Origin of the sequence: Bradyrhizobium sp. SZCCHNS1050, assembly GCF_032484785.1 — a bacterium.
Taxonomy (GTDB): Bacteria; Pseudomonadota; Alphaproteobacteria; order Rhizobiales; family Xanthobacteraceae; genus Bradyrhizobium.
On sequence record NZ_JAUETR010000001.1, the window covers coordinates 4,987,989 to 5,011,952 of the forward strand.

Here is a 23,964-nt window from a genome sequence, read left to right on the forward strand (position 1 = left end):
ATTTTTCGGATATGGCCGCCCGCGGTGGTCGTCGGTAGCTATGGACGACAGGGCATTGGGCTCGCTCTGCTTCGCGTTGAAGGCGACAAATCACAAAGGATGGCGTCGGTGAGCGAGAGCCAAGCAGGATGCGGCGCGATATTGCGAATGTTCGACGCGGCTCCTTGGCGTTCAGTATCGTGTCACAAAGTTAAGGAGTGCGTCTCCGACGGACATCCTCCCTACGTCACGCCGCCTGTTCGGCGTTCATCGCCGGTGCCGTTCGCCGCGGCGCTGCTTGCCTGCTAATCACCGTGTCATCCACCGCCGCTCGGAGCTCTCTCTCAAGCCACCTCGACTTCACCGACGATGTGTTCGCTCAATAGAGTGGAATCAGCGATGATGAATTATGAAGGCATATTTGTCCGGGCGATCGACGCTCTTCGTGAGGAAAGGCGATATCGGACATTTGCCACTCTGGTGCGCAATCCCGAGACTGCGCCGACTGCGCTCTGGCGACCGCCGGGCGAGACACGAGCACCACAGCCGGTCACCGTCTGGTGCTCCAATGACTATCTCTGCATGGGCCTGCATCCGGATGTGATCGAAGCGTCCACGGAAGCGTCCCGGAGCTTTGGCACGGGCGCGGGAGGAACAAGGAACATCTCCGGCACGCACCAAAAAATCGTAGAGTTGGAGCAGGAGCTGGCCAGTCTGCATGGAAAGGAGGCGGCGCTCGTCTTTACGTCAGGCTGGGTTTCGAACTTCGCAGCAATCTCTACCATCGGGACCCTGTTGCCGGACTGCGTGATATTTTCAGACGCGGACAACCATAACTCGATCATTGAGGGTATCAGCCGCTCGAGATGCGAGAAGAAGATCTGGCGTCATAACGATGTGAGGCATCTTGAGCAGCTGCTTGCCGCGGAGCCCCGCAATCGCGCAAAGCTCATCGTATTTGAAAGTCTCTATTCGATGAGCGGCAGTATTGCGCCCATCGGCGGGATCGCTGCTCTCGCTGAACGCTACGGTGCCATGACCTACATCGACGAAGTTCATGCGGTGGGGCTGTATGGACCTCAAGGTGGGGGCATTTGCGATCGAGACGGCCTCGCAGATCGGATCGACGTCATTCAAGGTACGCTCGCCAAAGGGTTCGGATCGCTTGGCGGCTATGTCGCCGCAAATGCATCGATCGTCGATTCAATCCGAAGCTATGCGCCGTCGTTCATCTTCACGTCGACGATGCCGCCAAACGTCGCCGCGAGCGCAACGGCGGCGGTACGTCATCTGCGCCGGTCCAAGGCCGAACGCGACCAACAGCAGGCGGTGACGCGCAGGGTCCGGCGCGCGCTCCAGGCCGCGCGCCTGCCGGTCATGGCCAATGAATCGCATATCATCCCGGTCGTGGTGGGCGACGCGCAGAAATGTACCGCCGCAAGCCAGATGCTGATGGAACGACACGGGATATATGTTCAGCCCATAAATTATCCCACTGTGAGCAAAGGCACGGAGCGGCTTCGTCTGACTCCGACACCGGCCCATCGAGACGTGCACATCGATCTGTTGGTCGCTGCTCTCTCTGACGTCTGGGCGTCTCTCGAGCTTCCGTACGATGAACGGGCCGCGCGATCTCCGATCGTTGGCATGACGGACGACGCGGTCAATCCGAAAGACATGACGAATCAGCGGTCGTTTCGGCGGAGTAAAGGCGAACGCACCGCGCGTCGTGACGATGCGGCATCAGGCATGGCGAGGGCGGATACATGACGCATTCCAAGTACAAGATCCTGTTCGTAACGCAGCACTATCATCCAATTCATCTGGCAGACGACCGGATCTATATTGTCGAACCCATCCAGTACGAAGTGCTGGCGTCCATGCTGGACAAGGATGAGGTGGACATTTCTCTGCTGGATCAGCGCCTTGATCGCCGCCCGTTGGCCCTGCTCGAGACGATAAGGCGCCTGCGTCCAAACTTCGTCGGATTCACGTCTTGGACGATGCATGTCGACCTCGTGCGGATGCAGGCGGCGCTGGTCAAGCAGATCGACCCGTCGATCATCGTTGCGGTAGGGGGGCATCATGCTAGCCTAAGTCCGTCCGACTTTGCGGACCCCAACATTGACTACGTCATGATGGGAGAGGCTTATCTCTCTTTCCGGGATCTGATCCTGCGCTGCCGGGAAAGCGAGCGTAACGTAGCTGATCTGGCAGGCGTTGCCTGGCAGGACAACGGCAAATTCTTCTCGAACGGCAAGGCGGTCGTTCCGAAGTCCTTCGATCTCGACAGCCTCCCCCTTCCGGACCGAAGCATCCTCGGCAAGTATAAGGGCAGATACTATCACCTCTGGTGGAAGCCGGTTGCTGCCCTGAGGACGTCCATGGGATGTCCCGCAAGATGCTCGTTCTGCAATTTGTGGCGGCCGAACCTCGGAAAGTATCTAACGTGGAGCCCGGAATACATCGTCGAGTATCTCAAGACGATCGAGGAGCCGTATGTCATATTTACAGACGACCACTTCTTCGGGGACGGGCGCCGGGCGCACGCCATTGGTGAAGCGATCCTTCGGGCGGGCATCAAGAAGGAGTACTTGTTCTACAGTCGGGCGGACGCGATTGTCAGAGACCCGAGCCTGGTCGCGCTGTGGTCGCGGGTTGGGCTCAAGCGCCTTCGGATGGGTCTGGAGAGCTATTCCGATTCCGAGCTCGGTGCCATGGAAAAGGGCAGCTCCGTGGCGCACAACGACAGGGCCATCGAGATTCTCAAGAAGAATGATGTCTTGATCGAAGGCCTGTTCATCGTCGGTGTCGACTACAAAAGAGAACAGTTCGAAAACTTGACGAGCTACATCCGCAGCCGAAAAGTCGATATCCCGAACATCACTGTCGCGACGCCGATGCCGGGGACGACAGACTACGCCAAGAACGAAGACGCGCTCATTTACAAGAATCCGACGTACTACGATTTTCAGCACGCCGTGCTCCCCACAAGGCTCGATATCAAGGAGTTCTGCCATCTCTATGGGAAGATGCTGCTCAAGGTCCAGAGACCGCCACTCGAGCAGATCCGGCGCATAGGTCTGTTCAAATTCATTTGTAACGTTCCGTCATTCTGGATCTACTTTCTTCGCGTCTACACGTCTTACAAGCACTACGGCTACGTAGAGCGAAGCGGGGGCGAGCTTCCAACACTTCCATGGGTTGATATGCGGCGCGGAAGCTGCGGCGGTGACGCGGTAGCGGACAAGAAATATGGCTCCGTCGACATCGACAAGGTGTTTCCGACAGGGGTTCCGTCATGACGGACGAGGCCGACGTCACGAATGATATCAAGCTCCGCTTCGGACGCCCCGACGATTTTGCCGCGCTTAGGTCTCTGCGGGACAAGGTGTTCTGCGATGAGCTTGGGATTCAGGAGCGATCCTATCACGACGTCATTTTCGATTGGTATTCGAAGAATGTCGTTTTGCTTGCGGGCAACCGTTTGATAGGTGCTGTTCGTCTTGCCTACATCCGAGATTGGCAGGAGTACTATGTCAGCTACCTATGCCTCGCGGCGCAATACCGCCGGAAAGCGCATCTGCGGCTGTTGTTCGGAGCCATTATTCTGCTCATGAAGCGAAATGGGATCAGGTCAATCAGGGCGGATTCGTCCGACGCAAATCTGATGATGTATCAGGCGATGGGGTGCGTTCCCATCGGAGGAAAGTTCAAGAAGCCAGGATTTGTCTGCGACTGGACACCGATGCGCTACGACATTGGTGTCAATGCAGCGGCGGAGGAGAGTCTTTCAGAACGCGCGGCGGCTCATTTTGAACCGTGGACCGAGAGCGATCTGACATGGGTGTTCGACACCGTGTTTCATCGGTGTGACACCGCGTCGGCATTCGGGGCGACTTTCGAGACCCTTCTCGAAAAGGATCTGATCCCTGGGCATCTGCCGTATCTGGCTCGTCCCGACCGGGTGATCGACCTGCCGCACGATGAGGCGTTTACGCGTCATCTGAGGACAGTCGAGGTGCGGTCAGATGACGATGAATTCTTTTCGGCAACTTCAACAGCATCTCCCACTCGCCCTGCCTGCCCGGATCGCACGACCATCACCGCGGGCAGTCGGTTCGCGCATCTGAATGCTCGGTTTTCGTCCAAGACCCTGGTGGCGGTCCTTGTCGACTCGGAGGCGTTGGTCTTCGCGCGACTATACGCTGTCCTGACCTGCAAGCGTCTGGTCGAGTTGAACGATTGGGGGGAACTGCCCTCTCTCTGCCCACCGTCCGTATCGAGCGTGACGGCCATTATCGGACCGGCTGATCGGGCACTGTCGAAGGCGGTTTTATCGGCAGCGCAACGCCGATGCGCTATCGGGCTCCTGACCGCCGCGGACCTGCCGGCTCTCTCGTCCACGTTGCTCGGCTCGTATCTGAACTTCATTGGACCAACACAAGTGGCGATCGCGGTCCATCCGGTGGGTCTTGTGTCGTACGAGGCGCCGACAGGCGCGTGCGGTCGTGGGCTCGGCCCAGGTTTGTGGAGCCTCGCCGGTGGACCAGAAATGACCGTCGTCGCGATTGGCCCGTATCATTTGCTCATCGTGCCCGCCAGGATATGCCGAGCTGCCGTAGCGGCCATTTCAGAATTTCTCAAGGTTGGCTATGCGATCGGACAATCAGTCCGATTGGTCCGCGAGGAGTGCCTGGGCGATGAGCCGATCCTGCTGATGGGAGATCCGAGCCTTCGCCTCGATATCGCCCCGTCAGAGAAGAACGCGGAGGCGACGCGGCGCTTGGCGGCCGTCTCGGACTGATGTTCGTGCTGAACAACTCATTTTCGATGCCTGCTTTCACGGCCGCGGTGGTGACAGGGACGCTATGCGTTGTTGGGCCGTGTTTTCTTTTCGGGCTGGCGCTGGTTGCGACGATCTTCGTGCGCGCGATGCCAAGGCGATCGGGTGAACGCAGGCTTGCCGGGTTGAAGAACGAGGTCAGGATCTATCACGACAAGCATGGCGTTCCCCATATCTTCTCGGAGAATTTTCAGGATGCCGCGCGGTGCCTGGGTTACCTGCACGCAAGCGAGCGCCTGTTTCAGATGGAAATTCACCGACGTGCTGGACAGGGGCGACTTTCCGAAATCTTCGGGGCGGAGTTCGTCGACACAGACAAAATCATTCGTGTTCTAGGTCTCTACCAACTGGCCAAGACCAGCTTTGCCGCGCTTGCGCCGGAAACTCAATCCACGCTTTCGGCCTATGCGGACGGCGTCAATGCATTCTTGTCGACCCACCGAAGCAAACTGCCGTTTGAGATGGTCTGGTTGAGAATCCGGCCGGAGCCATGGTCTCCCATTGATTCAGTCGTGTGGGGCAAGCTCATGGCTTGGCAAATGAGCCGGAACTATCTCGCCGAGCTGAATCGAGCCGAGTTGACCAGCAGAATCGGAACGGTCGATGCCGGCCCGTTTTATCCGGATCCCATGCGGGGCAAGACCGGACCATTGGTATCGGGTGGGTCTGGTGGCTCGCGCGGACAATCCGACTTTTCAGACAAGATGGGAGCGTTGCTCGGATTGGCCAATGGCGCTTCAAATGCTTGGGTCGTCGCCGGCGAGCGAACCACCAGCGGCCACCCGCTCCTCGCGAACGATCCGCATCTTGACGTGTCGTCGCCAGTGCTCTGGTTTTTATGCCGGATCGTCACCCCCGAAGGATGGGTGAAGGGAGCCGGAGTACCAGGCGTACCGATGATCCTGCTTGGACAGAACGAGAGCTTCGCCTGGGGAACCACGGCGGCGATGTCCGACGTTCAGGATCTGTTCGTGGAAACTCTGGATCCGGCGGATCCGACCAAATATCTTGCGCAGGCTGGCTCTCACGCATTTGACAGGCATGAAGAGACGATCCGAGTCCGAGGTCGGCCCGACGTCAAATTCACCATCCGCAAGTCGCGGCATGGCCCGGTGCTATCCGATGCTGTCCCGCGTCTTGCCGCGCTGGCGGGCAGCGATGGCGTCATCGCGCTATCCTTCAGCGGGCTCGGAGATTGTGACCGCACTGCCGAGGGGTTTCTGAAGCTCAATCGGGCGCGGAATTGGGAGGAGTTCAAGGATAGTCTGCGGCTGTACGAAACGCCTGCGCAGAACATGTTCTACGCCGACGTCGCCGGCAATATCGGAGTCATGAGTCTCGGGCGGGTCCCAGTGCGCAAGTCGGAATATGGCCTGCATCCCGCGGCGGGATCAACGGGTGATGCAGACTGGTCAGGCTACGTTCCGTTCGAGCAGATGCCGCACTCGTTCAATCCGGCCTGTGGCTATATCCATAATGCGAATGGTCGACCGGCCTGGTGTGGGCACGATGTCTTTATGGGATGCGATTGGGAAGAGCCGTATCGGACACAAAGAGTCCAGCAGTTTTTCGACAACATCAGATTGCACTCGCTGGAAACATCTGCCGAAATGCAGGCCGACATTCTATCTCTCGCCGCTCAGGATCTTCTGCCGATTTTGCTTCGAGCAACCCCGTCCAGTCCACTGGGACGGCAAGCCCTCGCGCTGCTCTCGAAGTGGGACGGCACGATGCACAAGGACTGGGCAGAACCGCTCATTTTCAACGGGTGGATGCAGGCGCTCCGACGAATGCTGATCGATGACAAGGCGAAGGTGAAGCTTGAGTATGTCGGGCCATGTGCGGCTTCGCTCCTCAGGAAGCTTATCCTGGAGCATCCCAAATGGTGCGCTTCGGGCGAAGAGACGGATCTGGAATGTCGTGCATGTCTGACGCGGGCTCTCGAAGAAGCTATGGCGATGCTCTCGAGGCGCCGCGGGTCTGACCTGACGAAATGGCGGTGGGGTGACGAGCACATCTCGACGCTTTCGCACGTCTTCTACTCGCGGATACCGATCTTCAGGTCATTGAGCGAGCTTGGCGTCGGAAGTGGTGGGGACCTGTATACGCTCAACAGCGGAGGTGCTCTGCAGCCGCACCATGATCGCCCGTTCGAGCGGAAACACGTTCCGACATTTAGAGCCCTATATGATCTCGGCGATCCGGATCGGTCCCGCTTCATGACCGCGACCGGCCAATCTGGCCACATCTTCTCGCGCTTTTACGGAAACCTGACGCCGCTTTGGAACGAAGGCGAGTCGATCACGCTGGCTGGCGATGAGTTGGCCTTGCAGCGTGAAGGCGCGACTCTCATGAGATTTATTCCGTAGGGCTGACAGGGCAGTCACATGGCGGTCGAGGAAGCATCTTTGGTCAAATCGGGTGATACGGAAGCCGATTCCTCGGGCGCGCCGTTGCCGCCGGTCGACTCAGGATCCAGTCGATCAGGTCCCTATGTTTCGGGGCTGATCGCAGTCATGTTTTGGGGAACGACTCCGGCCGCGACGGTACTGGTCGCCCATGATATGCCCTCATCGTTGATCGGGCCGTCCAGACTTCTCCTGGCCGCGATGTTCCTCCTACCAATGGTTCTCCTGCTTCGGCCGCCGCTTCCGACCGATAGGGGAGGTTGGATCGCCGTCGCGATCAACGGTATGATCGGGTTCGGTGGCTCGTTCTTTCTGCAGGGTCTGGGCTTCTCGCGAACGTCGACTTCGCACGCGGCTCTCATCTTGGCTTGCGCTCCGGTGTTTACATCCATCATCCAGCATGTGCTGTCCCGGACATTTCCCCGCACTCTTTGGCTGATCGGAAGTGCGATGGCATTGTGTGGTGAGACGTTTCTGATCGGCGCTCGTTCGAACGGCGATGTCTTCGGCAGTGGAACAATGGTGGGCGACGTCATCGTTCTCATCGGCACCATTACGGTCAGCATTGGATATGTGGCAGGCGCTCGCGCATCTGCGCGAATTGGCCTGTTCGGAGCGACGGCATGGTCGATCATCTTCGGTGCTGCTCTTGTGACGCCGCTGTTGCCCTCTGTCCTGGAGGCGATCTCCGGGGTGACGGTCGTCGGAGGAGGGGCCCTGTTCTTTCTTGCGGTCTTTTGCACCTTGATCGGATTCGCCGCATGGTTCTGGGCTTTGGACAAGGGAGGCGTCTCGGCGATTGCGCCTCTGCAGTTCGGACAGCCGATCGTATCACTCTTGATAGCCGTGATCTTTCTGGGAGAACAGCTTTCGATGAGCATTTTTGCTGCGGTTGGATTGGTTCTCACGGGGGTATACTTCTGTCGAAAGTCGGCGTGAGAGGTCGTATCCCGCGAGGTGGGTCGCCGGTTAGCAATGCGGCTCTTGATGTGCGTTCCGCAATAGTGGCTGGGCGAATTGCTGTGCTGGATGAATGCGGTTGCAGGTTGTTGTTGTCAGCGAGCCGGACCGCAAGGTCGAAGAACAGCGTTTCGTTCAAGAACTCGTCGCGGATCTCTGCATCCGGTTCATCATGACGCTGCGGGTGAGCTCGGTACTTTGTCCGAGACGATCGCGCCCGGCTTGCCGTCCGGTGCGACAATCGCAATCAGCCCGCGCGCTTCCTGTCGCCCGAGAGCGAAGTATCGGCAAATGCACCCAGTCATTCCGCGGTGACGATCGTCGATCGCACAGCTCTCAGCGAACGCTGGCTCGGCACGGTCCTGGCTCGGTACGCTCTTGGCGCGGCGGACCGCAAACTGCTGATCGGCACTCGAACTGCCGAGCTCTCGTCCCTGGACGGGGCTTACCGCCTGCAGGTGCTTGCGGGCGGCTCGCTGTAGCCAACAGCCAGGAGGCAACTTGGGCCTGGAATGACAGGTCTGGTTAGGTCACCGGGGTCGCCGCGCTGTAGGTGCGGTTGGCGCCGTCCACCTGCAAGGAGCATAGATCCAACGGCTCGGGTACAATCTTTCGTTGCGCGTGAAGTACCCCGATCCTGCGCAGCGGTCCTGCGCAGATGTGACGTTTTGCTTTGGAAGCGGCGAGGTCTCGGAGGGATGGTTGGTCTAAGATGTCAGTGTCGATTCCCAAGCATTTGCGCGATGTAGATACCGTACGGTCAGAGACTCTCGCCTCCAACGCAAGGGTCGGTCGCCCATCAAAGACCACGGGATCGGCGAGTGGTTGCGCATTCCATCCAAGCCGGTTCAGCCGCCGTACCCAACCCGGCTTGGATTGCGCGATAAGACCCGTGATGCCGAGGTACTGACATATCTCTGCTATGGCGACCATCAGTCGACGCGAGGCTAGAACGTCACCGTCTCCAATCTCGGACCTGGCGCAAAGACGGGTCCATTCGAAGATGTCCGGCGCCTTCGGATATGATCGCCCCCGCACCAGCTCCGGATACACGTGCGACAGGAGATGCGGCCTGGTCGTCGGAAGAAGCCGCGAGTACGCCATCACCCGTCCGTCGTGGATATCAACTACATGCAGCGCATCATCACCATCAAACTGGTCCCGATCGCGCCGGTCCGGCTTGACAAGGCTTGACCACGCAAGCGCTTCCACGAAGATCCTATATCTAAGATCGTAGATTTCATCCATAAGGCTGGGGGTGGCCAGTTTTGAATCCTCGTAGAACGCAAATATCATCATGGTCTCCTCGGGTAGGGAGACCAACCGATCATTTTGCACAAGTATTGGCGATGCCGTTCTAGTACAGTATTTACTTCATACCGGCTTTAGCGAACCATTCAATATCGCGATGCGGACGGCCTCTGTTCGGCTGCCGGCGCGAAGCTTCGACATCGCGTTGCGAAGATATTGATCGACGGTTCGCTTGGAAAGACGAGCCTCAAAGGCGATTTCCTTGGATTTCAGGCCGTGCATCGCCCAATGTAGGCATTCCAGTTCGCGCGGCGCGAGCACGCACGCTCGCTCCTCTTTCGCCGTTGCAGGTCTTTTGGCGTGTATCATTTGGTCGACACGCTGATGACTGAGTAACGCCATGAAATGAAGATTGTGCCGATCGCTTCGCTGCAGCGGCTTGGCGCCCGTCGCAAACGATACGCAGGTTGTGCGCATTTGCGGACCGTGGATCGGGACCGTGAAGCCGTCAATCAGTCCTGCGTCCCTTGCTTCGTCCATGAGCTTTCGTTGTTTTGCGGTGAGCGGCTGAACCGCACACTCCTCGCTCCAGACGTACGGCGTCGCTCTTTCCCGAAGCAGTTGGGCAATCGGGTCTATATGGACATAATTTCTCTCATTATAATATCTGATCCAGGCATCATTCCAGCCACGTAGCTGGATATGAGGCTCGAGGATTTCCATTCGGCTCGGCAGGTCAGCGATGAAGACGCCGGTCACTCCGAAGCGCTCAGTGGAGGCTAGAAGCAGCTCGAGTAGGCTGTCGATGCTAGTAGCATCAGCGATAGCTTCGCCATAGGCCTGAGGGATCTCAAACATTGCCTTCTGTCTCGAACGCAAAGTAGTCAGGATACTGCCGATAGCTGACGGATATCTCTCGTCCGGACAGTCACCCTAGAAGTTCGCGAGTCGCCACACATTCAACCAGCGCACCTCCTCCCGACGTTTTGTTCAGAAATTCCTCGTCTCGCCCGCGCGGTCGTGCACAAAAAAATTGGAGAGTCGCTTCTTCGACATGCCCTACAACCTCTGCGGATGATTAGCAGTGACGGTATAGGAATGCAACCGTTCTGGTTTCCTTGGAATGGTTTTTTGCAGATTGAATGGCAATCTGGTCGGAGCGGTGCGTCGAATGTCTGCCGTACGACTCTGGTAATCGGCCGCAGACATCAAGAAAGCTGTGGCGAAACCCATTCACCGATTCCTCTGCTGGGCGGCTCTCGCTGCCATCAAACGCGACCGAACGATAATGAACGGCCAGAAGCCGGCGGCCCCGACGTCCTGGGTAGGAGACGAGAGTGTCAGCGAATACACGTATTGATTGACGATGAGAAGACTGATCCAGCCAGCACTTGAAAAGCGGTCTGCAAGCGCAGCGTTTTTTCGCCATCAACGCGAACAGCCGGCCTGCTGAACCGATCGCGCCGCGCGTCGGGATACGACGCGTTCATTGAGAAGGCAAACAACCGATTGATATTGCGGCAGTTCGTCTCGACGATTTGCCAAAATGGCTTTGATATCGTTGCATCATCAAACTGATTTTGAATCCGCCATGCGGCCTCTCATCCAGCAGCGTGGCCCGACGTCATGGAATCGTCATTGGTGGAATGACCATGGAAGTTGCTGGCAAGTCATATGCCTCTTAATCAGCGGGTCCTAGGTTCGAGCCCTATGCGCCTGCCGCCAACAATCTATGGTTGTGTTTGATCCAAGGCCTGAACTGCAGGCCTCGTACGGGCAATCTTCAACACGGTGGGTGAGATCGATTATGTCGTCGGTGACGTGCCCGTGGTTGCTCACTCTGCTCGAACCAAGGAGCGCGACATCAATCGACGCCCGTGAGGCCGGCACATCGAGACTGTGAATAGCTCGGATCAAAACGATCAATTTTACGAATGATCTGGGATCGCTCATCAATGACGCGATCGGTCGGGCGCGGGCGCGTCGCCGTGAGGTCGGTCGGGGGCAAGCTCGTTTCGTAGAAAACGCGCCACCAAGGGGGGATTCATGACAAGAGGACTGCAGCGGTCCGCTTCCGCAGCGTTGATGTTGGCCGGGATGATCCAGGGTGCGTGGGCCGCCGAGAACGCGGCCACCAACTATCCGGCGGGCTCGCCCGGCGTGTTCATTGCGTCGCTTCCGCCGATCCCGGGCCTGTTTGCGATCAGCCAGACCAGCTACACCAGCGCCAACGGCCTGTATGACGGGCAGGGCAAAAAGCTGCCGATCGACTTCAAGCTCTCCGCCGTGTCGGAGACGATGCGGTTTCTCGCCAGTTATCCCGGCGACTTTTTCGGCGCCCATGTCTATTCGCAGCTCGTGGTGCCCTTCGTCCATCTCGAAAGCACCAATCCCGGCGGATCGTTCCAGGCCAACGGCCTTGCCAATCTGACCTTCTCGCCGATCATTCTGAGCTGGGCGCTGTCGCCCGTGCAGACCTTCACGGTCGGCCTGGACATCATGCCCAACACCGGCACCTATTCGGCGCGGCAGCCCCTCAACGTCGGCACGAACTACACCACCATCTCGCCCGTCCTCGCCTATCGCTATGCCGATCCGAAGGGCTTCGAATTCGCCGTCTCGCCACGTCTGCTGCTCAACGGCACCAATACCGATTCGGTCAACGCCTTCACGCAGCTGACCCAGCAGTACCGCAGCGGTGATGCGCTGGTGGTCGACTTCAACGCGGGCTATAATATCGGCGCCTGGAAGCTCGGCGTCGTCGGTGGCTATACGCATCAGTATCAGGACGACAAGATCAACGGCGTCAAGGCATTCAATTTCGCCGGGGTGCAGGACGGCAACCGGTTGCGCTCGATCAATGCAGGCCCGTCGCTGACCTATAATGCGGGTCCCTTCCAGATCAACGTGAACTACCAGCATACATTCTACGTCGAGAACGGCAGCCGCGGCGATACGGTCTGGGCCAATCTGGCATTCCCGATCTGGGTGCCCGCGCCGCCGCCCGGAGCCGGACCGATCAAGCGCTGACTCGCGCAAGCTGGATTGATCGCTCATCAACGAAGGCGGCCGGCGTCTCGCGCCGGCCGTTCGCCATCGCCAGTGCCGGTCGACGGTGGTCAGGGCAGCTCGGCGACGACCTCGCGGATCAGAGTGCGCAGCCACAGCAGGCCGGCATCGTTGGAGCGGTAGCGATGCCATTGCACGCGCTGCCGCAGCGCCGGCAGCGCGATCGGCAGCTCGATGATGCGGATGGGAAGGCTGCGCTGGGCGGCGATGGCGAGCCGCCGGTGCACGGTGGCAAGGCGGTTCGTCCCGGCAACGAGATGCGGAATGGCGGTGAACGCGTAGACCGAAACGTCCTCGCTGCGGCTCGTGTTGCGCTGCTCCAGATAATAGGTTTCGAGCGATTGTGCCGCGATCGCCGGCCGCATCACGACGTGGGACGACTTGGCGAAATCCTGCCGTGACAGCTTGCCCTTGCCATACTTTCCCTTGCTCCACGCGATGACGCAGAAGTCGTCCTCGAAGATCACCTCGGACGGGTGCAGCTTGGAGCTGAATTCCTCCGGGATGATCAGCAGGTCGACGTCGCCGCGCTCGAGCGCGCGCTCTGGCCGCTGCACCTGCTGCAGGAAGTCGAAGCGGATACCGGGCGCAAGGGCCTCGCTGCGCGCCAGCAGCCGCGGGATCAGCGTCACCAGCGTGTAGTCCGACGCCAGGATCTTGAAGCAGCGGTCGGACTGCGCGGGATCGAACTCGGCAGACGAGGCGATGGCCCAGTCGACCCGCACCAGAAGGTCCCTGATCGAGTCCTTCAGCGTCTCCGCTCGCGGCGTCAGCTCCATTTTGCGGCCGATCTTCACCAGCAGTTCGTCATCGAAATAGGTTCGCAGACGCAGCAAGGCATTGCTCATCGCGGACTGCGTCATGTTCATGCGCGCGGCGGCGCCGCTGACGCTGCGCAGGTGCAGCAGATGGTCGAGCGCGACCAGGAGATTGAGGTCGAACTTGTTGTTGAAGCGCATCGGCGGCCTCGCTCGAGGTATTCAAGAGATCAATGCGATCAATCTTGTTAATCAATTTTTCGAAATGGTCAAACGGGGCTATGCCAGACCTCGGGAAGAACGTCGAGGAAGACGCGTGGCCGGGCCGCGCGTCGCGAGTGCATTCATGTTCAAGTATTTTCCGACCAACTATGTCTGGAATCTCTCGGTCGATCTCGCGATCGAGATGGGCGCGCGGATCGGCGAGATCGAAGAGATGTGCGCGCCGCTGCAGGAGGCGGCCCGGCAGCCCGATGCCAACGGTACCCAGGCCTTCCGCGAGACCTGGGCGCGGATGGCAGACAAACTCTGTGCGCTCGCGTCCGAGGACGAGGCGAAAGGGCGGCTGCTGTCGGCCGGCGAGAAATATGGCCGCGCAGCGAGCTATCTGATCACCTGCGAGCGTCTGCAGGCGCACGAGGCGCCGGGGCGGCTGGCGCTGTACCGCAGATGTCTCGACGTGTTCGCCAAGGGCATTGCACTGGCGCGGGAGAACTGCGAGCGCGTCGAGATTCCCTATGAAGGCTCCCACATTGCCGGTCTCATGGTCCGCGCGGAAGGGCGCGACGGGCCGGCGCCGCTGCTGGTGCAGGTCAACGGCCTGGATTCGACCAAGGAGATGAAATACCGCGTCGGCTTGCCCGCCTGGCTCGCCCGACGGGGCGTGTCGTCGCTCGTGATCGACCAGCCCGGATCGGGCGAGGCGCTCCGGCTGCAGGGGCTCGCCGCGCGCCATGACAGCGAGCATTGGGCGTCCCGGGTCGTCGACTGGCTGGAGACCCGCAGCGACGTCGACCCGAAGCGGATCGGTCTCGAGGGCGTCTCGCTCGGTGGCTACTACTGTCCGCGCGCGGTGGCTTTCGAGCCGCGCTTTGCCTGCGGCGTCGCCTGGGGTGCCAATCACGATTGGCGCGACGTGCAGAAGAGGCGCCTGCAGAAGGAAGGTGATTTCCCGGTTCCGCATTACTGGGCGCATGTGCGCTGGGTGTGGGGTGCGAGAGATCAGGACGACTTCATGCGGATTGCCGAGCAGGTTCACCTCGACGGCATTCTCGACCGCATCAAGGTGCCGTTCCTGGTGACGCATGGCGAAAAGGACTCGCAGATTCCGCTGCATTGGGCCGAGCGGACCTATGAGCAACTGGTGAATTCGCCCAAGCGCGAGCTGAAGGTCTTCACCGCGCGTGAAGGCGGCGCCCAGCATGCGAGCTTCGACAACAGCATCAATGCCGGCCACTACATCGCGGACTGGGTCGCAGAGACATTGAACGGACACATCGCCTGAAGCAGCAGGTGGAGAGGAAAGTTATGAAAATTGTCGGTCTGGAGAGCCTGATATTCGGTGTCGACGACGTGAGAGGCGCGGCGCGCTTCCTGGTCGATTACGGGCTGACGCCCGTCGACGTCTCCGATCGCGGCGGCCGCTTCGAGGCGATCGACGGCACCGCCGTGGTGATCGCACGGCAGGATGATCCGGCTCTGCCGCCGGGGCCCGTGCCGGGCTGCCGTCTGCGCAAGACGGTGATGGGCGTCGCCGACGAGGCGACGCTGGGGGCGATCACCGCCGAGCTGCGGCGCGACCGCGAGGTCCGGCGGCTGCCCGATGGCTCGATCGAGTCGACCGACGATTCCGACTTCGTGATCGGCTTTCAACTGACGGCACGGCGGCCGTTCATGCTGGCCAGCGAGATCTCGAATGCGCCGGGCGGCGTGGTGTTCCGGCCGATCAACAGCCTCGGCGTGCCGCCGCAGGGCAGCGTGATCCGTCCGCGCTCGCTGTCGCATGTGGTCTATTTCGTGCCCGACGTGGTGAAGGCCGAGGCGTTCTACGTCAACCGGCTCGGCTTCCGCTGCACCGACCGCTTCACCGGCACCGGGCCGTTCCTGCAGCCGGGCGGCTCGCTCGACCATCACACCCATTTCCTGATCGGCGCGCCGCCGCACATGCACGGCGTGGAGCACTTCACGTTCCATTTCGGTGGTCCTTCGGAAATGATCACCAACGGCTATCGCTTCGTCGAGAAGGGCTATCAGGCGTTCTGGGGCCCCGGCCGTCACATCCTGGGCTCGAACTGGTTCTGGTACTTCAATAGCCCGTTCGGCTGCCACATCGAGATGGATGCCGACATGGACCAGCACGATGCGAGCTGGCAGCCGCGCGAGGCGACGGCATCCGCCGACAATTCGCAGACCTTCCTGATGAAGATGCGCAAGAAATGGTACCCCGGCCCCGGAATCCCCGAGAATGGCGACTACGCGTGAGGCCGAGGCGCGATGGATCCGGCTGTGCCGCGCCGATGAGATCGGCGAGGCGCAGTCGCGCGGCTTCGATCCCGATGATGAGGGGCAGGACAGCCTGTTCGTCGTGCGCCGGCACGGACAGCTGCATGGCTGGCGCAACGCCTGTCCGCATATCGGCGGTGCGCCGATGGCCTGGCGCAGGGATGCGTATCTCAACGCCGACGGCACGCGTATCGTCTGTCACGCGCACGGCGCCGAGTTCATGCCCGACACCGGGCTGTGCGTGCAGGGGCCGTGCCGCGGCGAGCGGTTGAGCCGTCTCGAGCTCGTCGTCATCGACGGCGAGTTGTTCGTAAAGTCATAACATGCCCGCAAGGGCGGACTGCAGAGGGGGAAGCACCATGGCAGTGGTGAGCAGGGTGCTGACGATCGGAGGCGGCTTTTCCGGTATGGCCGCGTCGATCCAGATGCGCAAGGCGGGCATCAACATCGATCTCGTCGAGGTCGATCCGAACTGGCGGCCGGAGGGCGCCGGCATCACGGTCAGCGGACCGACCTTGCGCGCGCTCGAGACGATCGGCGTGTTCGCGGAATTCGCGCGGCGCGGCTACACGGCTGACGGTGTCGACCTGTTCGCGCCATCGGGGCATCGGATCGGCGAGATCCCGACACCGAAGGCCGTAGGATCGGATGTGCCCGGCGGCGGCGGAATCATGCGGCCCGAACTCGGGCGCATCCTCGCCGATGCGACGCGCGCCGCTGGCGTTCACGTGCGTGTCGGCTGCACCTACACGCGGATCACGCAGCACGACGGCGATGTCGAGGTCGCCTTCACCGATGGCACGACGGGCCGTTATGATCTCGTGGTGGCTGCCGATGGCGTGCATTCGAAGACGCGGGCGCTGCTGTTTCCCGAGGTCAAGCCGCCGCAATACATCGGCCAGGTGGTCTGGCGCGCCGTGCTGCCGCGGCCGGCCGACATCGTGCGTCCGCGGATGTGGCTGGGTGGTGCGGTCAAGGCGGGCGTCAACCCGGTGTCGCCGAGCCACATGTATATGTTCGTGACGGAGGCGCGGCCGGAAAAGCTCCAGGCCGAGCGCGCGTCCTGGCCGCAACTGGTCGCGGACCTGCTGGCGCCGTTCAGCGATCCCGTGCTGGTGGCACTGCGGGCGCATTTGTTCGCTCCCGACGCCGCCATCGACTATCGGCCGCTCGCCAACCTGCTGGTGCCGGCGCCGTGGAATCGCGGCCGCGTCATCCTGATCGGCGACACCGTGGCCGCGACCACGCCTCACCTCGCCTCCGGCGCGGGCATCGGCATCGAGAGCGGCATCGTGCTGGCCGAGGAGCTGGCTCGCGCGACGACCCTGCAGGAGGCGTTCGACCGCTTCCATGCGCGCCGCTGGGAGCGCTGCCGCATGGTGATCGAGAACTCCGCGCAGCTCTGCCGCATCGAAATGGAGAACGGCGACAAGGCGGAGCACGCCAGGATCATGCGCGAGTCGATCGTCGGGCTGACGCAGCCGATCTGAGCCAACAACATCAACGAACAACATCATCAACGGGGAGGAAGCAATGACGGTGACGACGGAGACGTGGCGCGGACGCATCGCGCTGATGGTCGCGCATTGCGCCGGGATGGTCGATCTCGTCGCGCTGCCGGTCTGGGTGGGCGCGCTGATCGAGCGCTACAGGTTCAGCCCGCAGCAGGCGGGACTGCTGGCCACGCTGTTCCTGCTGGGCGCCGTGCTCAGCAGCCTGTTCTTCGCACCTCGCTTCAACCGGATGAACGCCCGCCTGGCGGCGGCTGCGGGATACGCCGTGGCCGCGCTGGTGTTCCTGGCCGCGAGCCGAACGTCGGAGTTTGCGCTGCTCGCGATGCTGCACGCGCTGGGCGGCGCAACAGCGGCCTGCGGGCTGAGCTTCACTCACGGCACCATCGCACGCAGCGCCAACCCGCACCGCCTGTTCGCCATCGTCGGAATGGCGCTCGGTGTGTTTGCCATTCTGTTTCTCGGCATGACGCCCAATCTCGTGGCGAGCTTCGGCGGCCAGGCCTTGTTCGTCGTGTTTGCCGGCGTGATGGCGGTCGCGGCGCTGGCGGCGGCGCTGTCATTTCCGAAGGGCGTGGTGCGCAGTGACGAGGATCTGATCGCGGAGGTCAGCCATCTGCCGCGCGCCGTCTGGTTCGGCATTGCCGGCATCAGCTGCATGGCGCTGACCCAGGCGATGCTGTTCAGCTTCATCGAGCGGATCGGCGCTGACCGCGGCTTCGAAGCTGACGCGGTGACGGGCGTGCTGATCGCGCTCGGCTTCGTCAACCTGCTGCCGGCGCCGCTCGCCGCCATAATGGAGCGGCGGCTACCGGCGCGACACGTGCTGCTGGCGGGCCCGGTCTGCCAGGCGCTGATCGCCGTGACGATCACCTTCGGCTCCGGCTTCGTCGCCTATGCGGTCCCGACCGCGATCTTTGCCGCGGTGATGATCTTCACCCACACCTTTGCGTTCGGGCTGCTGTCGCGTCTCGACCCGACCGCGCGGGCGTTGGCCGGCACGCCGGCGATGCTGATGATCGGCGCTGCGATCGGCCCCATTCTCGGCGGTACCTTGGTGCAGCTGTTCGGCTATCCTGCGCTCGGGCTCGGCGCCGTCATCATCTCATCCGTCGCCGTCGTGATGTTCTCGCGCGTGTTCGCTGCGCGCGGCGCAGCGTCCGCCGCCTCTCTCGAAATCGCCTGACCAGGAGGCCTCCAGCATGACCCTTCCGCAGATCCGCCGCGTCGTCACCGGCCATGACGCGCAGGGCGCCGCCGTGATCTCGTCCGACGGCGCCTTGCCAACCGTCACCGAGCTGGCGGCGATCCCCGGCACCTTCTTCCACGAGGTCTGGAGCACGCAGGCAACGCCGGCGCTGATCGACAACGGTCCCGATCCGACGATCGGGCCGCTGCGGCTGCCGCCGCCAACGCATGGCAGCCGCATCCGCTTCGTCGACATTCCGCCGGATACCGAGGACTTTCTCCGCAACGGCGCGGCGCGCATGAATGCCGCGTTCAGCCAGATCGGCGACCCCCACGCCTCGACCGTGACGACGGAATCGCCACATCCGCTGATGCACCGCACCGAGACGATCGACTATGGCATCGTCATCTCCGGTGAGATCACGCTGGTGCTCGACAAGGGCACCGCTGACCTCAAGGTCGGCGACGTGGTGATCCAGCGCGGCACCAACCACGCCTGGGCCAACCGCAGCGACAAGCCGTGCCGGATGCTGTTCATCCTGGTCGACGGCAAGTTCGGTCCCGAAGCCAACCCGACCAAGGCCAGCTGATGAGACTCGCGACCTATCGGAACGGCAGCCCCGACGGCGGCCTGGTCATCGTCTCCGGGGATCAGGCGCGCGCGTGCAATGCCAGCGCCATCGCACCGGATCTGCTGACGGCGCTGCGGAATTGGCAGCAGGTCGAGCCGGCGTTGCGCCAGCTCGCTGAAAGTCTCGAGGATGGATCGGCTGCCGATGTAACGGCGTTCGATCCCGCGCGATGCCTCGCACCGCTGCCGCGCGCGCCGCAATGGCTGGATGGCTCGGCCTTCCTGAATCACGGACGGCTGATGGATGTCGCCTTCAACAAGCCGCCGATCCCCGACTTCGACACCGTCCCGGTGATGTACCAGGGCGCCAGCGACGACTTCCTCGGGCCGCAGGACGATGTTCCCTTCGTGACAGAAGCTGATGGCATCGACTTCGAGGGCGAGTTCGGCGTCATCGTCGACGACGTGCCGATGGCTGCTTCTACCGAAGAGGCTGCGCAACGAATCCGGCTGCTGGTGCAGATCAACGACTGGAGCCTGCGCGCGGTCGGCGCGCGCGAGGTTCGCACCGGCTTCGGCTTCCTGCAGGCGAAGCCCTCGACCAGCTTCGCGCCGTTTGCGGTGACGCCGGACGAGGTCGGCGATGCCTGGCGCGATGGCCGGCTCGACATGGCCCTGCATGTCCGGCGCAATGGCGAGCGGATCGGCGCAGCCTCGGGCCGCGAGATGGCGTTCTCGTTCCCGCAGCTGATCGCCCATGCGGCGCGGACGCGGCGGTTGACGGCCGGCACGATCATCGGCTCGGGCACGGTCTCGAACGCCGATCGCGCCGCCGGATCGAGCTGCCTTGCCGAGGTCCGGGCGATCGAGATGATCGAGCACGGCGCGGCGCGGACCTCGTTCCTGCGCTTCGGTGAGGAGGTGACCATGCAGGCCTGCTTCGCCGATGGCCGGCCGGGTCCGTTCGGGCGTGTCGCGCAGCGCGTGGTTCGTGCGGCGGGCGCCGACCGGCCGGATTGAACCATGCGTATTCTTGTCACGGGGGCCGCGGGCTTCATCGGCCGTGCGCTGCTGCATCGGTTGCTGATCGACATGGACGGTGCTGAAATCACCGCACTCGATCTCGCCGAGGCGCCAGCGGGATTGTCCGGTGCGCGTCTGTCCTGGATCCGAGGCGGCCTCGACGATCCCGCCGTGCTCGAGCAACTCGGCGCCGCGCCGTTCCACCTCGTGTTCCACCTCGCCAGCATTCCCGGCGGCCGCGCCGAGGCCGCGCCCGCGCTCGGCCGCCGCGTCAATCTCGATGCGTCGCTGGATCTCTTCCAGCTGCTGGCGGAGAGCCGACATCGGCCGCGCTTGGTCTATGCCAGCAGCATCGCCGTCTACGGCGCGCTTGCGGAGGCGCGGGTCAGCGCGACGACGGAGGCGCGGCCGGCGATCACCTATGGCGCGCACAAGCGGATGGTGGAGATCGCGCTCGCCGATCACACGCGACGCGGAGATCTGTTGGGTATCGCACTGCGGCTGCCCGGCATCGTGGCGCGGCCCAGGCCCGTGAGCGGCTTCGGATCGGCGTTCATGAGCGAGCTGCTGCATGCGCTGTCCGCGGGCGAGCGCTATGTCTGTCCGGTGTCGCCGGGCGCGACGGCCTGGTGGTTGTCCGCGAAGGCCGCCGTCGACAATCTCCTCCTCGCCGGGAAGCTCGATGTCTGCGGAACCCTGCAGCTTCCGGCGCTTCGTCTCTCGATCGCCGAGGTGGTGGACGGCCTGGCGCAGCTGCTCGGCGCGGAGCGCGCCGCGCGCGTGACGTTCGATCCCGATCAAGGCATAGAGGACGTCTTCGGCCGCTATCCCGAGTTGGATGCCACCGCCGAGCTGGCCCTCGGCTTCGCCCACGATGGATCGGTGGCGGAGATGATCGCGAATGCGGTGCGCGCGATCGCATGACGGGGAATGAGCCCAACTCGCCGGACCAGCATCTGTCGGGCGAGGCCATGGGCACCGCGGCCATGGCGTCCCAAAAGGAGTGCTGATTCTTTGATTTTGTTGGTTTTCCCTGCTTCCTTAGGGAGCGCCAGTTTCCAAGCTGAACTATTGATTTCTGGGAGTTTGAGCCGGACTACATGTTCGGCAGGATGGGCGTTGACGCCAAGGTCGGTGGTGCCGCAATCCCAGGCTGGACCGTTACGGCTCTGGTGTTCATTCCATTCGCGGCTGGTTATTTCCTGTCGTACCTGTTCCGGACGATCAATGGCGTGGTCTCCCCGCGCCTCGCCTCCGAGCTTGGACCGATGCTGATGATCGCTCTTGGCGCTCGCCGAGGCGAAGCAAGCCTCGCGTCTGGAGGTCGTATCAATAGAGCCGAGCCGGACAAATGCAGTGCTGCGGTTGGAGGCTCCGGCACGTCGCGATGAACTGATGTGCCGGCCGGCTCCATCGGGGAGCGGCGGAGGCTCATTTCGCACCCGACAGGAAGCTCTTGATGAAATCGACGGCTCCCGCCGATTTTGCCGGATCGGACGGCGGCGCTTCGGCGGCCGACGGTTGCGCCGCCAGACGCGCGGTGTGCGCGTGAAGATGCCGCGTCCGCCGGTGGGCGTGAGTGGCGCTCTGCCCGTGCCTCTGCGAAGCACTGCTCACGGTGATCGTGATCTTCTTCGATACCAGCGGTGGATCGAAGTTGAAGTGCATGCCGTCGCCCAGGACGAGCTGCAGGTTATGCTTGCCGGGGGGCAGCTCGATCAGGGCCTCGGTCTCGCCCGCGCCGTAGTGCAGGTGCTTTCTGTCCTGCGGAATCGGCTCGCCCGGGCTGATCGGCTCATCGGCGTCGATCAGGAGGTGATGATGGCCGGTGTTGGCAAAGGCGTCACCGGCATGGGTCACGCCCATGTTGCGAAGTCCGAACCGGCACCAGAACGCGGTCTTCACGGTGTCGCCGTCGGTTGGCGTGATGAAATACAGGTAGGCGTCCTTCGGCGCCGTTTTCGCCTGCGCCCATGCGAGAGTCGGCAACAGCACCAGCGTGTAGGCCAACACGGTGGACCCGAGCGTCGCGACTGCGGCGAGACGACGTCGTCGCCAGGGCGTCAGATCCAGTAGCGGCGCGCGACGCGTAGATTTCTCACTCCACATATCCCCAACTCATAAACAACGACGATCATCGATCGCAAATATCGAACGGTGTAGCCGGTCCATGAATGGGGCGTAGCGCGGCAAATTTGAGGTTTCGATCGGTCTCGTCCTACGATTCCCGATAAGAATTTGAATAAAGAGGCTCGGCAGACCAGGCGTCCTGCGGATCTGCGACGCTGGTGTTCGCTGTGGCGCGAGACATTTGCGGGCGCAGGCCCCGCATCGGCGTCGACGGCACGCTGGCCTGGCTCAGCATACCGCGGCCGCATCAGAGCGAAAGAGCGAGGCGAAAGCCATGGGTCGGATACCTGACGCGCCCATCATAGCGGTCGCGGCTCCCGCTGCGGGCATAGCTCGCATCCTTCTTCCATGAACCCGAGCGAATGACATGGACGAAGCTCTGCTCGTCGATCCATGCCGAGCCATCGGACGGCGCGCCCTGATAGCTCTTGTGCCAGCTGTCGGCCACCCATTGGTCGACGCTCCCGCCCATGTCGAACAGGCCAAACGGATTGGCCGCAAAGCTTCCGACCTTCATGAGCTGCGCGGGCGCGCCGGGCTCGTTGCATCCGTTGCAATTGGCCATGCCGGAGCGCATCCGGTCGCCCCACCAGAACGCCGTCGTTGCGCCGCCGCGCGCTGCATATTCCCATTCGGCCTCGGTCGGGAGCCGGAACGGCTTGCCGACGGCCCGCGAGAGCCAAGCCAGATAGCCCCTGACGTCGTCGTAGCCGACATTCGTCACGGGGTTGTCGTCCGGGCCGCTCATCACGTCGGCGCATGCCCCGTCAGCCACGCACGCCTTCCACTCGCCAATCGTGACCGGGTATTTGCCGAGCGCGAACGGCTTGATCGTGACGCGGTGGACCGGAAGCTCGGAGCTCTCGACGCCGCCCATCGCGAATGCCCCTCCTGGAATCATCACCATGTCAGGCAGGCGAATCGCGGCTGCCTCCGCCGGCCCTGGGGTCGCAGTCGACTCTGCTGCCGGCGCAGTCTCGGGAGCGGTCGCAGCGCTTGCCGATGCGAGCAGGGCGGGCGCCTCGAGCGGCGCGGTTTCAGCGGAACGCGAGAGCGTTGCAGTGTCCGAGGGCGCGTCCGGCATCGGCGCCGGGGCGGTCGCGGCTGACATGGCCTCTGCCGTGACGACGCGCCCCGAACTCTCGACGCTTGCGCGGCTCGACGCGGTCACGGAGGCCTCGGCGGCTTGCGGCTGTGTTGGCGGGGGAGCGGCCGGCTCCCGCGCCAGCATGAACCAGCTGGCGGCGGCAGCGAGCAACAATGCGCCGAGGCTGGCAGCCGCAGCGCGGGTCCAGACCAGCGGCCTGCGCTCCGCCCTTGCCGCGGCCGCGCGCAGCCTCGTGGCCAGCTTGTCGTAGCCGTGCGCCTGCCAGATCTCCGCGCGGCTGCGCGCCTCGTTCGGGGCGTATTGAGCGATCGAGACGCCGGGAATGCTGCAGACGACCCGTCCCGGCTGTCCGCCACCGGGAGCGGTGGCCTCGACCTCGGCCGCATCGCATCGTGCGGCGAGCGATTGCTTCAAGGGGCCGCACATCATCAACAGCAGTCCGCCGTCGCCCCTGCTGCGGCGCTCCTGGATCTCGGGGCAGGCGACCTGCTCGTCGAGGCGGTGGAAGCCGGGTGGGCGCAGCGTGTTCATCGCCACCCGCACGATCCGGCCGCACTGCTCGCAAGGCACCGGATAGGTCACGGCGGTCAGCGGTCGCTCGTCCCGATCGGTGACCGGAGCCTGCGATGGCGCGAGGATGTCGATGCCGATCATAGGACG

20 protein-coding genes are annotated in these 23,964 nt (G+C 62.5%); 15 read left to right on the top strand and 5 right to left on the bottom strand.

Annotated features, from left to right (window positions below):
* The first annotated feature begins 381 nt into the window (after positions 1 to 381).
* The 5 genes from hemA to QX094_RS22625 are packed head-to-tail and all read left to right on the top strand — an operon-like array spanning position 382 to position 8,172.
* Positions 382 to 1,749 carry a 5-aminolevulinate synthase gene (gene hemA / locus QX094_RS22605; RefSeq protein WP_316186028.1) on the top strand — a complete coding sequence of 456 codons (1,368 nt, stop codon included), beginning with the start codon at positions 382 to 384 and terminating at the stop codon, positions 1,747 to 1,749.
* Positions 1,746 to 3,284 (top strand): B12-binding domain-containing radical SAM protein, encoded by a 1,539-nt coding sequence (locus QX094_RS22610; protein WP_315828101.1) that lies wholly within the window; start codon positions 1,746 to 1,748, stop codon positions 3,282 to 3,284. Before hemA ends, QX094_RS22610 begins: the two co-directional genes overlap by 4 nt.
* Positions 3,281 to 4,786, top strand: a complete 1,506-nt coding sequence (locus tag QX094_RS22615) for a hypothetical protein (RefSeq protein ID WP_316188134.1) — start codon at positions 3,281 to 3,283, stop codon at positions 4,784 to 4,786. The genes QX094_RS22610 and QX094_RS22615 overlap by 4 nt, the downstream gene beginning before the upstream one ends.
* Positions 4,786 to 7,194 (top strand): penicillin acylase family protein, encoded by a 2,409-nt coding sequence (locus tag QX094_RS22620; RefSeq protein WP_316174729.1) that lies wholly within the window; start codon positions 4,786 to 4,788, stop codon positions 7,192 to 7,194. Before QX094_RS22615 ends, QX094_RS22620 begins: the two co-directional genes overlap by 1 nt.
* 18 nt (positions 7,195 to 7,212) lie before the next feature.
* The gene (locus tag QX094_RS22625; RefSeq protein WP_316174727.1) at positions 7,213 to 8,172 is read left to right on the top strand and encodes a DMT family transporter; all 960 of its coding nucleotides are present in this window, start codon (positions 7,213 to 7,215) and stop codon (positions 8,170 to 8,172) included.
* A gap of 546 nt (positions 8,173 to 8,718) precedes the next feature.
* Here the strand turns inward: QX094_RS22625 and QX094_RS22630 are convergent.
* On the bottom strand, positions 8,719 to 9,492 hold the full coding sequence (locus QX094_RS22630; RefSeq protein ID WP_316186003.1) for an acyl-homoserine-lactone synthase: 774 nt from the start codon (positions 9,490 to 9,492) through the stop codon (positions 8,719 to 8,721).
* Positions 9,493 to 9,567: 75 nt separating this feature from the next.
* A complete protein-coding gene (locus tag QX094_RS22635; RefSeq protein ID WP_315715569.1) occupies positions 9,568 to 10,302 on the bottom strand; it encodes a LuxR family transcriptional regulator in 735 nt (244 codons plus the stop codon).
* Positions 10,303 to 11,490: 1,188 nt separating this feature from the next.
* Here QX094_RS22635 and QX094_RS22640 point away from each other — a divergent pair.
* On the top strand, positions 11,491 to 12,474 hold the full coding sequence (locus tag QX094_RS22640) for a transporter (RefSeq protein ID WP_316188135.1): 984 nt from the start codon (positions 11,491 to 11,493) through the stop codon (positions 12,472 to 12,474).
* 89 nt (positions 12,475 to 12,563) lie between these two features.
* Here the strand turns inward: QX094_RS22640 and QX094_RS22645 are convergent, their stop codons facing one another.
* Positions 12,564 to 13,472, bottom strand: coding sequence for a LysR family transcriptional regulator (locus QX094_RS22645; RefSeq protein WP_315715571.1), 909 nt, complete (start codon positions 13,470 to 13,472; stop codon positions 12,564 to 12,566).
* Positions 13,473 to 13,617: 145 nt separating this feature from the next.
* On the opposite strand from QX094_RS22645, the gene QX094_RS22650 reads away from it, so the two are divergent.
* The 9 genes from QX094_RS22650 to QX094_RS34610 all read left to right on the top strand — a co-directional run bounded on the left by QX094_RS22650 (position 13,618) and on the right by QX094_RS34610 (position 21,457).
* Positions 13,618 to 14,775 carry an alpha/beta hydrolase family protein gene (locus tag QX094_RS22650; protein ID WP_316186004.1) on the top strand — a complete coding sequence of 386 codons (1,158 nt, stop codon included), beginning with the start codon at positions 13,618 to 13,620 and terminating at the stop codon, positions 14,773 to 14,775.
* Between the two features lie 23 nt (positions 14,776 to 14,798).
* A complete protein-coding gene (locus tag QX094_RS22655; RefSeq protein WP_316186005.1) occupies positions 14,799 to 15,752 on the top strand; it encodes a VOC family protein in 954 nt (317 codons plus the stop codon).
* Positions 15,736 to 16,095, top strand: coding sequence for a Rieske (2Fe-2S) protein (locus QX094_RS22660; protein ID WP_315715574.1), 360 nt, complete (start codon positions 15,736 to 15,738; stop codon positions 16,093 to 16,095). The genes QX094_RS22655 and QX094_RS22660 overlap by 17 nt, the downstream gene beginning before the upstream one ends.
* Positions 16,096 to 16,132: 37 nt before the next feature.
* Positions 16,133 to 17,263: an FAD-dependent oxidoreductase gene (locus tag QX094_RS22665; RefSeq protein ID WP_315715575.1), complete on the top strand. Its 1,131-nt coding sequence runs from the start codon at positions 16,133 to 16,135 to the stop codon at positions 17,261 to 17,263.
* Positions 17,264 to 17,312: 49 nt separating this feature from the next.
* Positions 17,313 to 18,470: an MFS transporter gene (locus QX094_RS22670; RefSeq protein ID WP_315715801.1), complete on the top strand. Its 1,158-nt coding sequence runs from the start codon at positions 17,313 to 17,315 to the stop codon at positions 18,468 to 18,470.
* 16 nt (positions 18,471 to 18,486) lie between these two features.
* The gene (locus QX094_RS22675; RefSeq protein WP_315715576.1) at positions 18,487 to 19,062 is read left to right on the top strand and encodes a cupin domain-containing protein; all 576 of its coding nucleotides are present in this window, start codon (positions 18,487 to 18,489) and stop codon (positions 19,060 to 19,062) included.
* Positions 19,062 to 20,063 (top strand): fumarylacetoacetate hydrolase family protein, encoded by a 1,002-nt coding sequence (locus QX094_RS22680; RefSeq protein ID WP_316188136.1) that lies wholly within the window; start codon positions 19,062 to 19,064, stop codon positions 20,061 to 20,063. The genes QX094_RS22675 and QX094_RS22680 overlap by 1 nt, the downstream gene beginning before the upstream one ends.
* 3 nt (positions 20,064 to 20,066) lie before the next feature.
* Positions 20,067 to 20,990 (top strand): NAD-dependent epimerase/dehydratase family protein, encoded by a 924-nt coding sequence (locus QX094_RS22685; RefSeq protein ID WP_316186007.1) that lies wholly within the window; start codon positions 20,067 to 20,069, stop codon positions 20,988 to 20,990.
* A gap of 176 nt (positions 20,991 to 21,166) precedes the next feature.
* Complete coding sequence (locus QX094_RS34610; RefSeq protein ID WP_409998656.1) at positions 21,167 to 21,457, top strand: hypothetical protein; 291 nt, start codon at positions 21,167 to 21,169, stop codon at positions 21,455 to 21,457.
* A 40-nt stretch (positions 21,458 to 21,497) separates the two neighbouring features.
* On the opposite strand, the gene QX094_RS22695 is transcribed toward QX094_RS34610, so the two are convergent.
* Both QX094_RS22695 and QX094_RS22700 read right to left on the bottom strand, forming a co-directional pair.
* Positions 21,498 to 22,061 (bottom strand): DUF4399 domain-containing protein, encoded by a 564-nt coding sequence (locus tag QX094_RS22695; RefSeq protein WP_315715802.1) that lies wholly within the window; start codon positions 22,059 to 22,061, stop codon positions 21,498 to 21,500.
* 382 nt (positions 22,062 to 22,443) lie between these two features.
* Entirely contained in the window at positions 22,444 to 23,958 is a 1,515-nt protein-coding gene (locus tag QX094_RS22700) for a formylglycine-generating enzyme family protein (RefSeq protein WP_316170676.1), read from the bottom strand.
* Positions 23,959 to 23,964: the final 6 nt, after the last annotated feature.

Bases quoted from the DNA above. Each gene is read 5' to 3' on its own strand.
- QX094_RS22620 (WP_316174729.1), top strand. From the start codon at position 4,786: ATGTTCGTGCTGAACAACTCATTTTCGATGCCTGCTTTCACGGCCGCG.
- QX094_RS22630 (WP_316186003.1), bottom strand. From the start codon at position 9,492: ATGATGATATTTGCGTTCTACGAGGATTCAAAACTGGCCACCCCCAGC.
- QX094_RS22645 (WP_315715571.1), bottom strand. From the start codon at position 13,472: ATGCGCTTCAACAACAAGTTCGACCTCAATCTCCTGGTCGCGCTCGAC.
- hemA (WP_316186028.1), top strand. From the start codon at position 382: ATGAATTATGAAGGCATATTTGTCCGGGCGATCGACGCTCTTCGTGAG.
- QX094_RS22610 (WP_315828101.1), top strand. From the start codon at position 1,746: ATGACGCATTCCAAGTACAAGATCCTGTTCGTAACGCAGCACTATCAT.
- QX094_RS22685 (WP_316186007.1), top strand. From the start codon at position 20,067: ATGCGTATTCTTGTCACGGGGGCCGCGGGCTTCATCGGCCGTGCGCTG.
- QX094_RS22675 (WP_315715576.1), top strand. From the start codon at position 18,487: ATGACCCTTCCGCAGATCCGCCGCGTCGTCACCGGCCATGACGCGCAG.
- QX094_RS22635 (WP_315715569.1), bottom strand. From the start codon at position 10,302: ATGTTTGAGATCCCTCAGGCCTATGGCGAAGCTATCGCTGATGCTACT.
- QX094_RS22660 (WP_315715574.1), top strand. From the start codon at position 15,736: ATGGCGACTACGCGTGAGGCCGAGGCGCGATGGATCCGGCTGTGCCGC.
- QX094_RS22655 (WP_316186005.1), top strand. From the start codon at position 14,799: ATGAAAATTGTCGGTCTGGAGAGCCTGATATTCGGTGTCGACGACGTG.
- QX094_RS22700 (WP_316170676.1), bottom strand. From the start codon at position 23,958: ATGATCGGCATCGACATCCTCGCGCCATCGCAGGCTCCGGTCACCGAT.
- QX094_RS22680 (WP_316188136.1), top strand. From the start codon at position 19,062: ATGAGACTCGCGACCTATCGGAACGGCAGCCCCGACGGCGGCCTGGTC.
- QX094_RS22665 (WP_315715575.1), top strand. From the start codon at position 16,133: ATGGCAGTGGTGAGCAGGGTGCTGACGATCGGAGGCGGCTTTTCCGGT.
- QX094_RS34610 (WP_409998656.1), top strand. From the start codon at position 21,167: ATGTTCGGCAGGATGGGCGTTGACGCCAAGGTCGGTGGTGCCGCAATC.
- QX094_RS22615 (WP_316188134.1), top strand. From the start codon at position 3,281: ATGACGGACGAGGCCGACGTCACGAATGATATCAAGCTCCGCTTCGGA.
- QX094_RS22625 (WP_316174727.1), top strand. From the start codon at position 7,213: ATGGCGGTCGAGGAAGCATCTTTGGTCAAATCGGGTGATACGGAAGCC.
- QX094_RS22650 (WP_316186004.1), top strand. From the start codon at position 13,618: ATGTTCAAGTATTTTCCGACCAACTATGTCTGGAATCTCTCGGTCGAT.
- QX094_RS22640 (WP_316188135.1), top strand. From the start codon at position 11,491: ATGACAAGAGGACTGCAGCGGTCCGCTTCCGCAGCGTTGATGTTGGCC.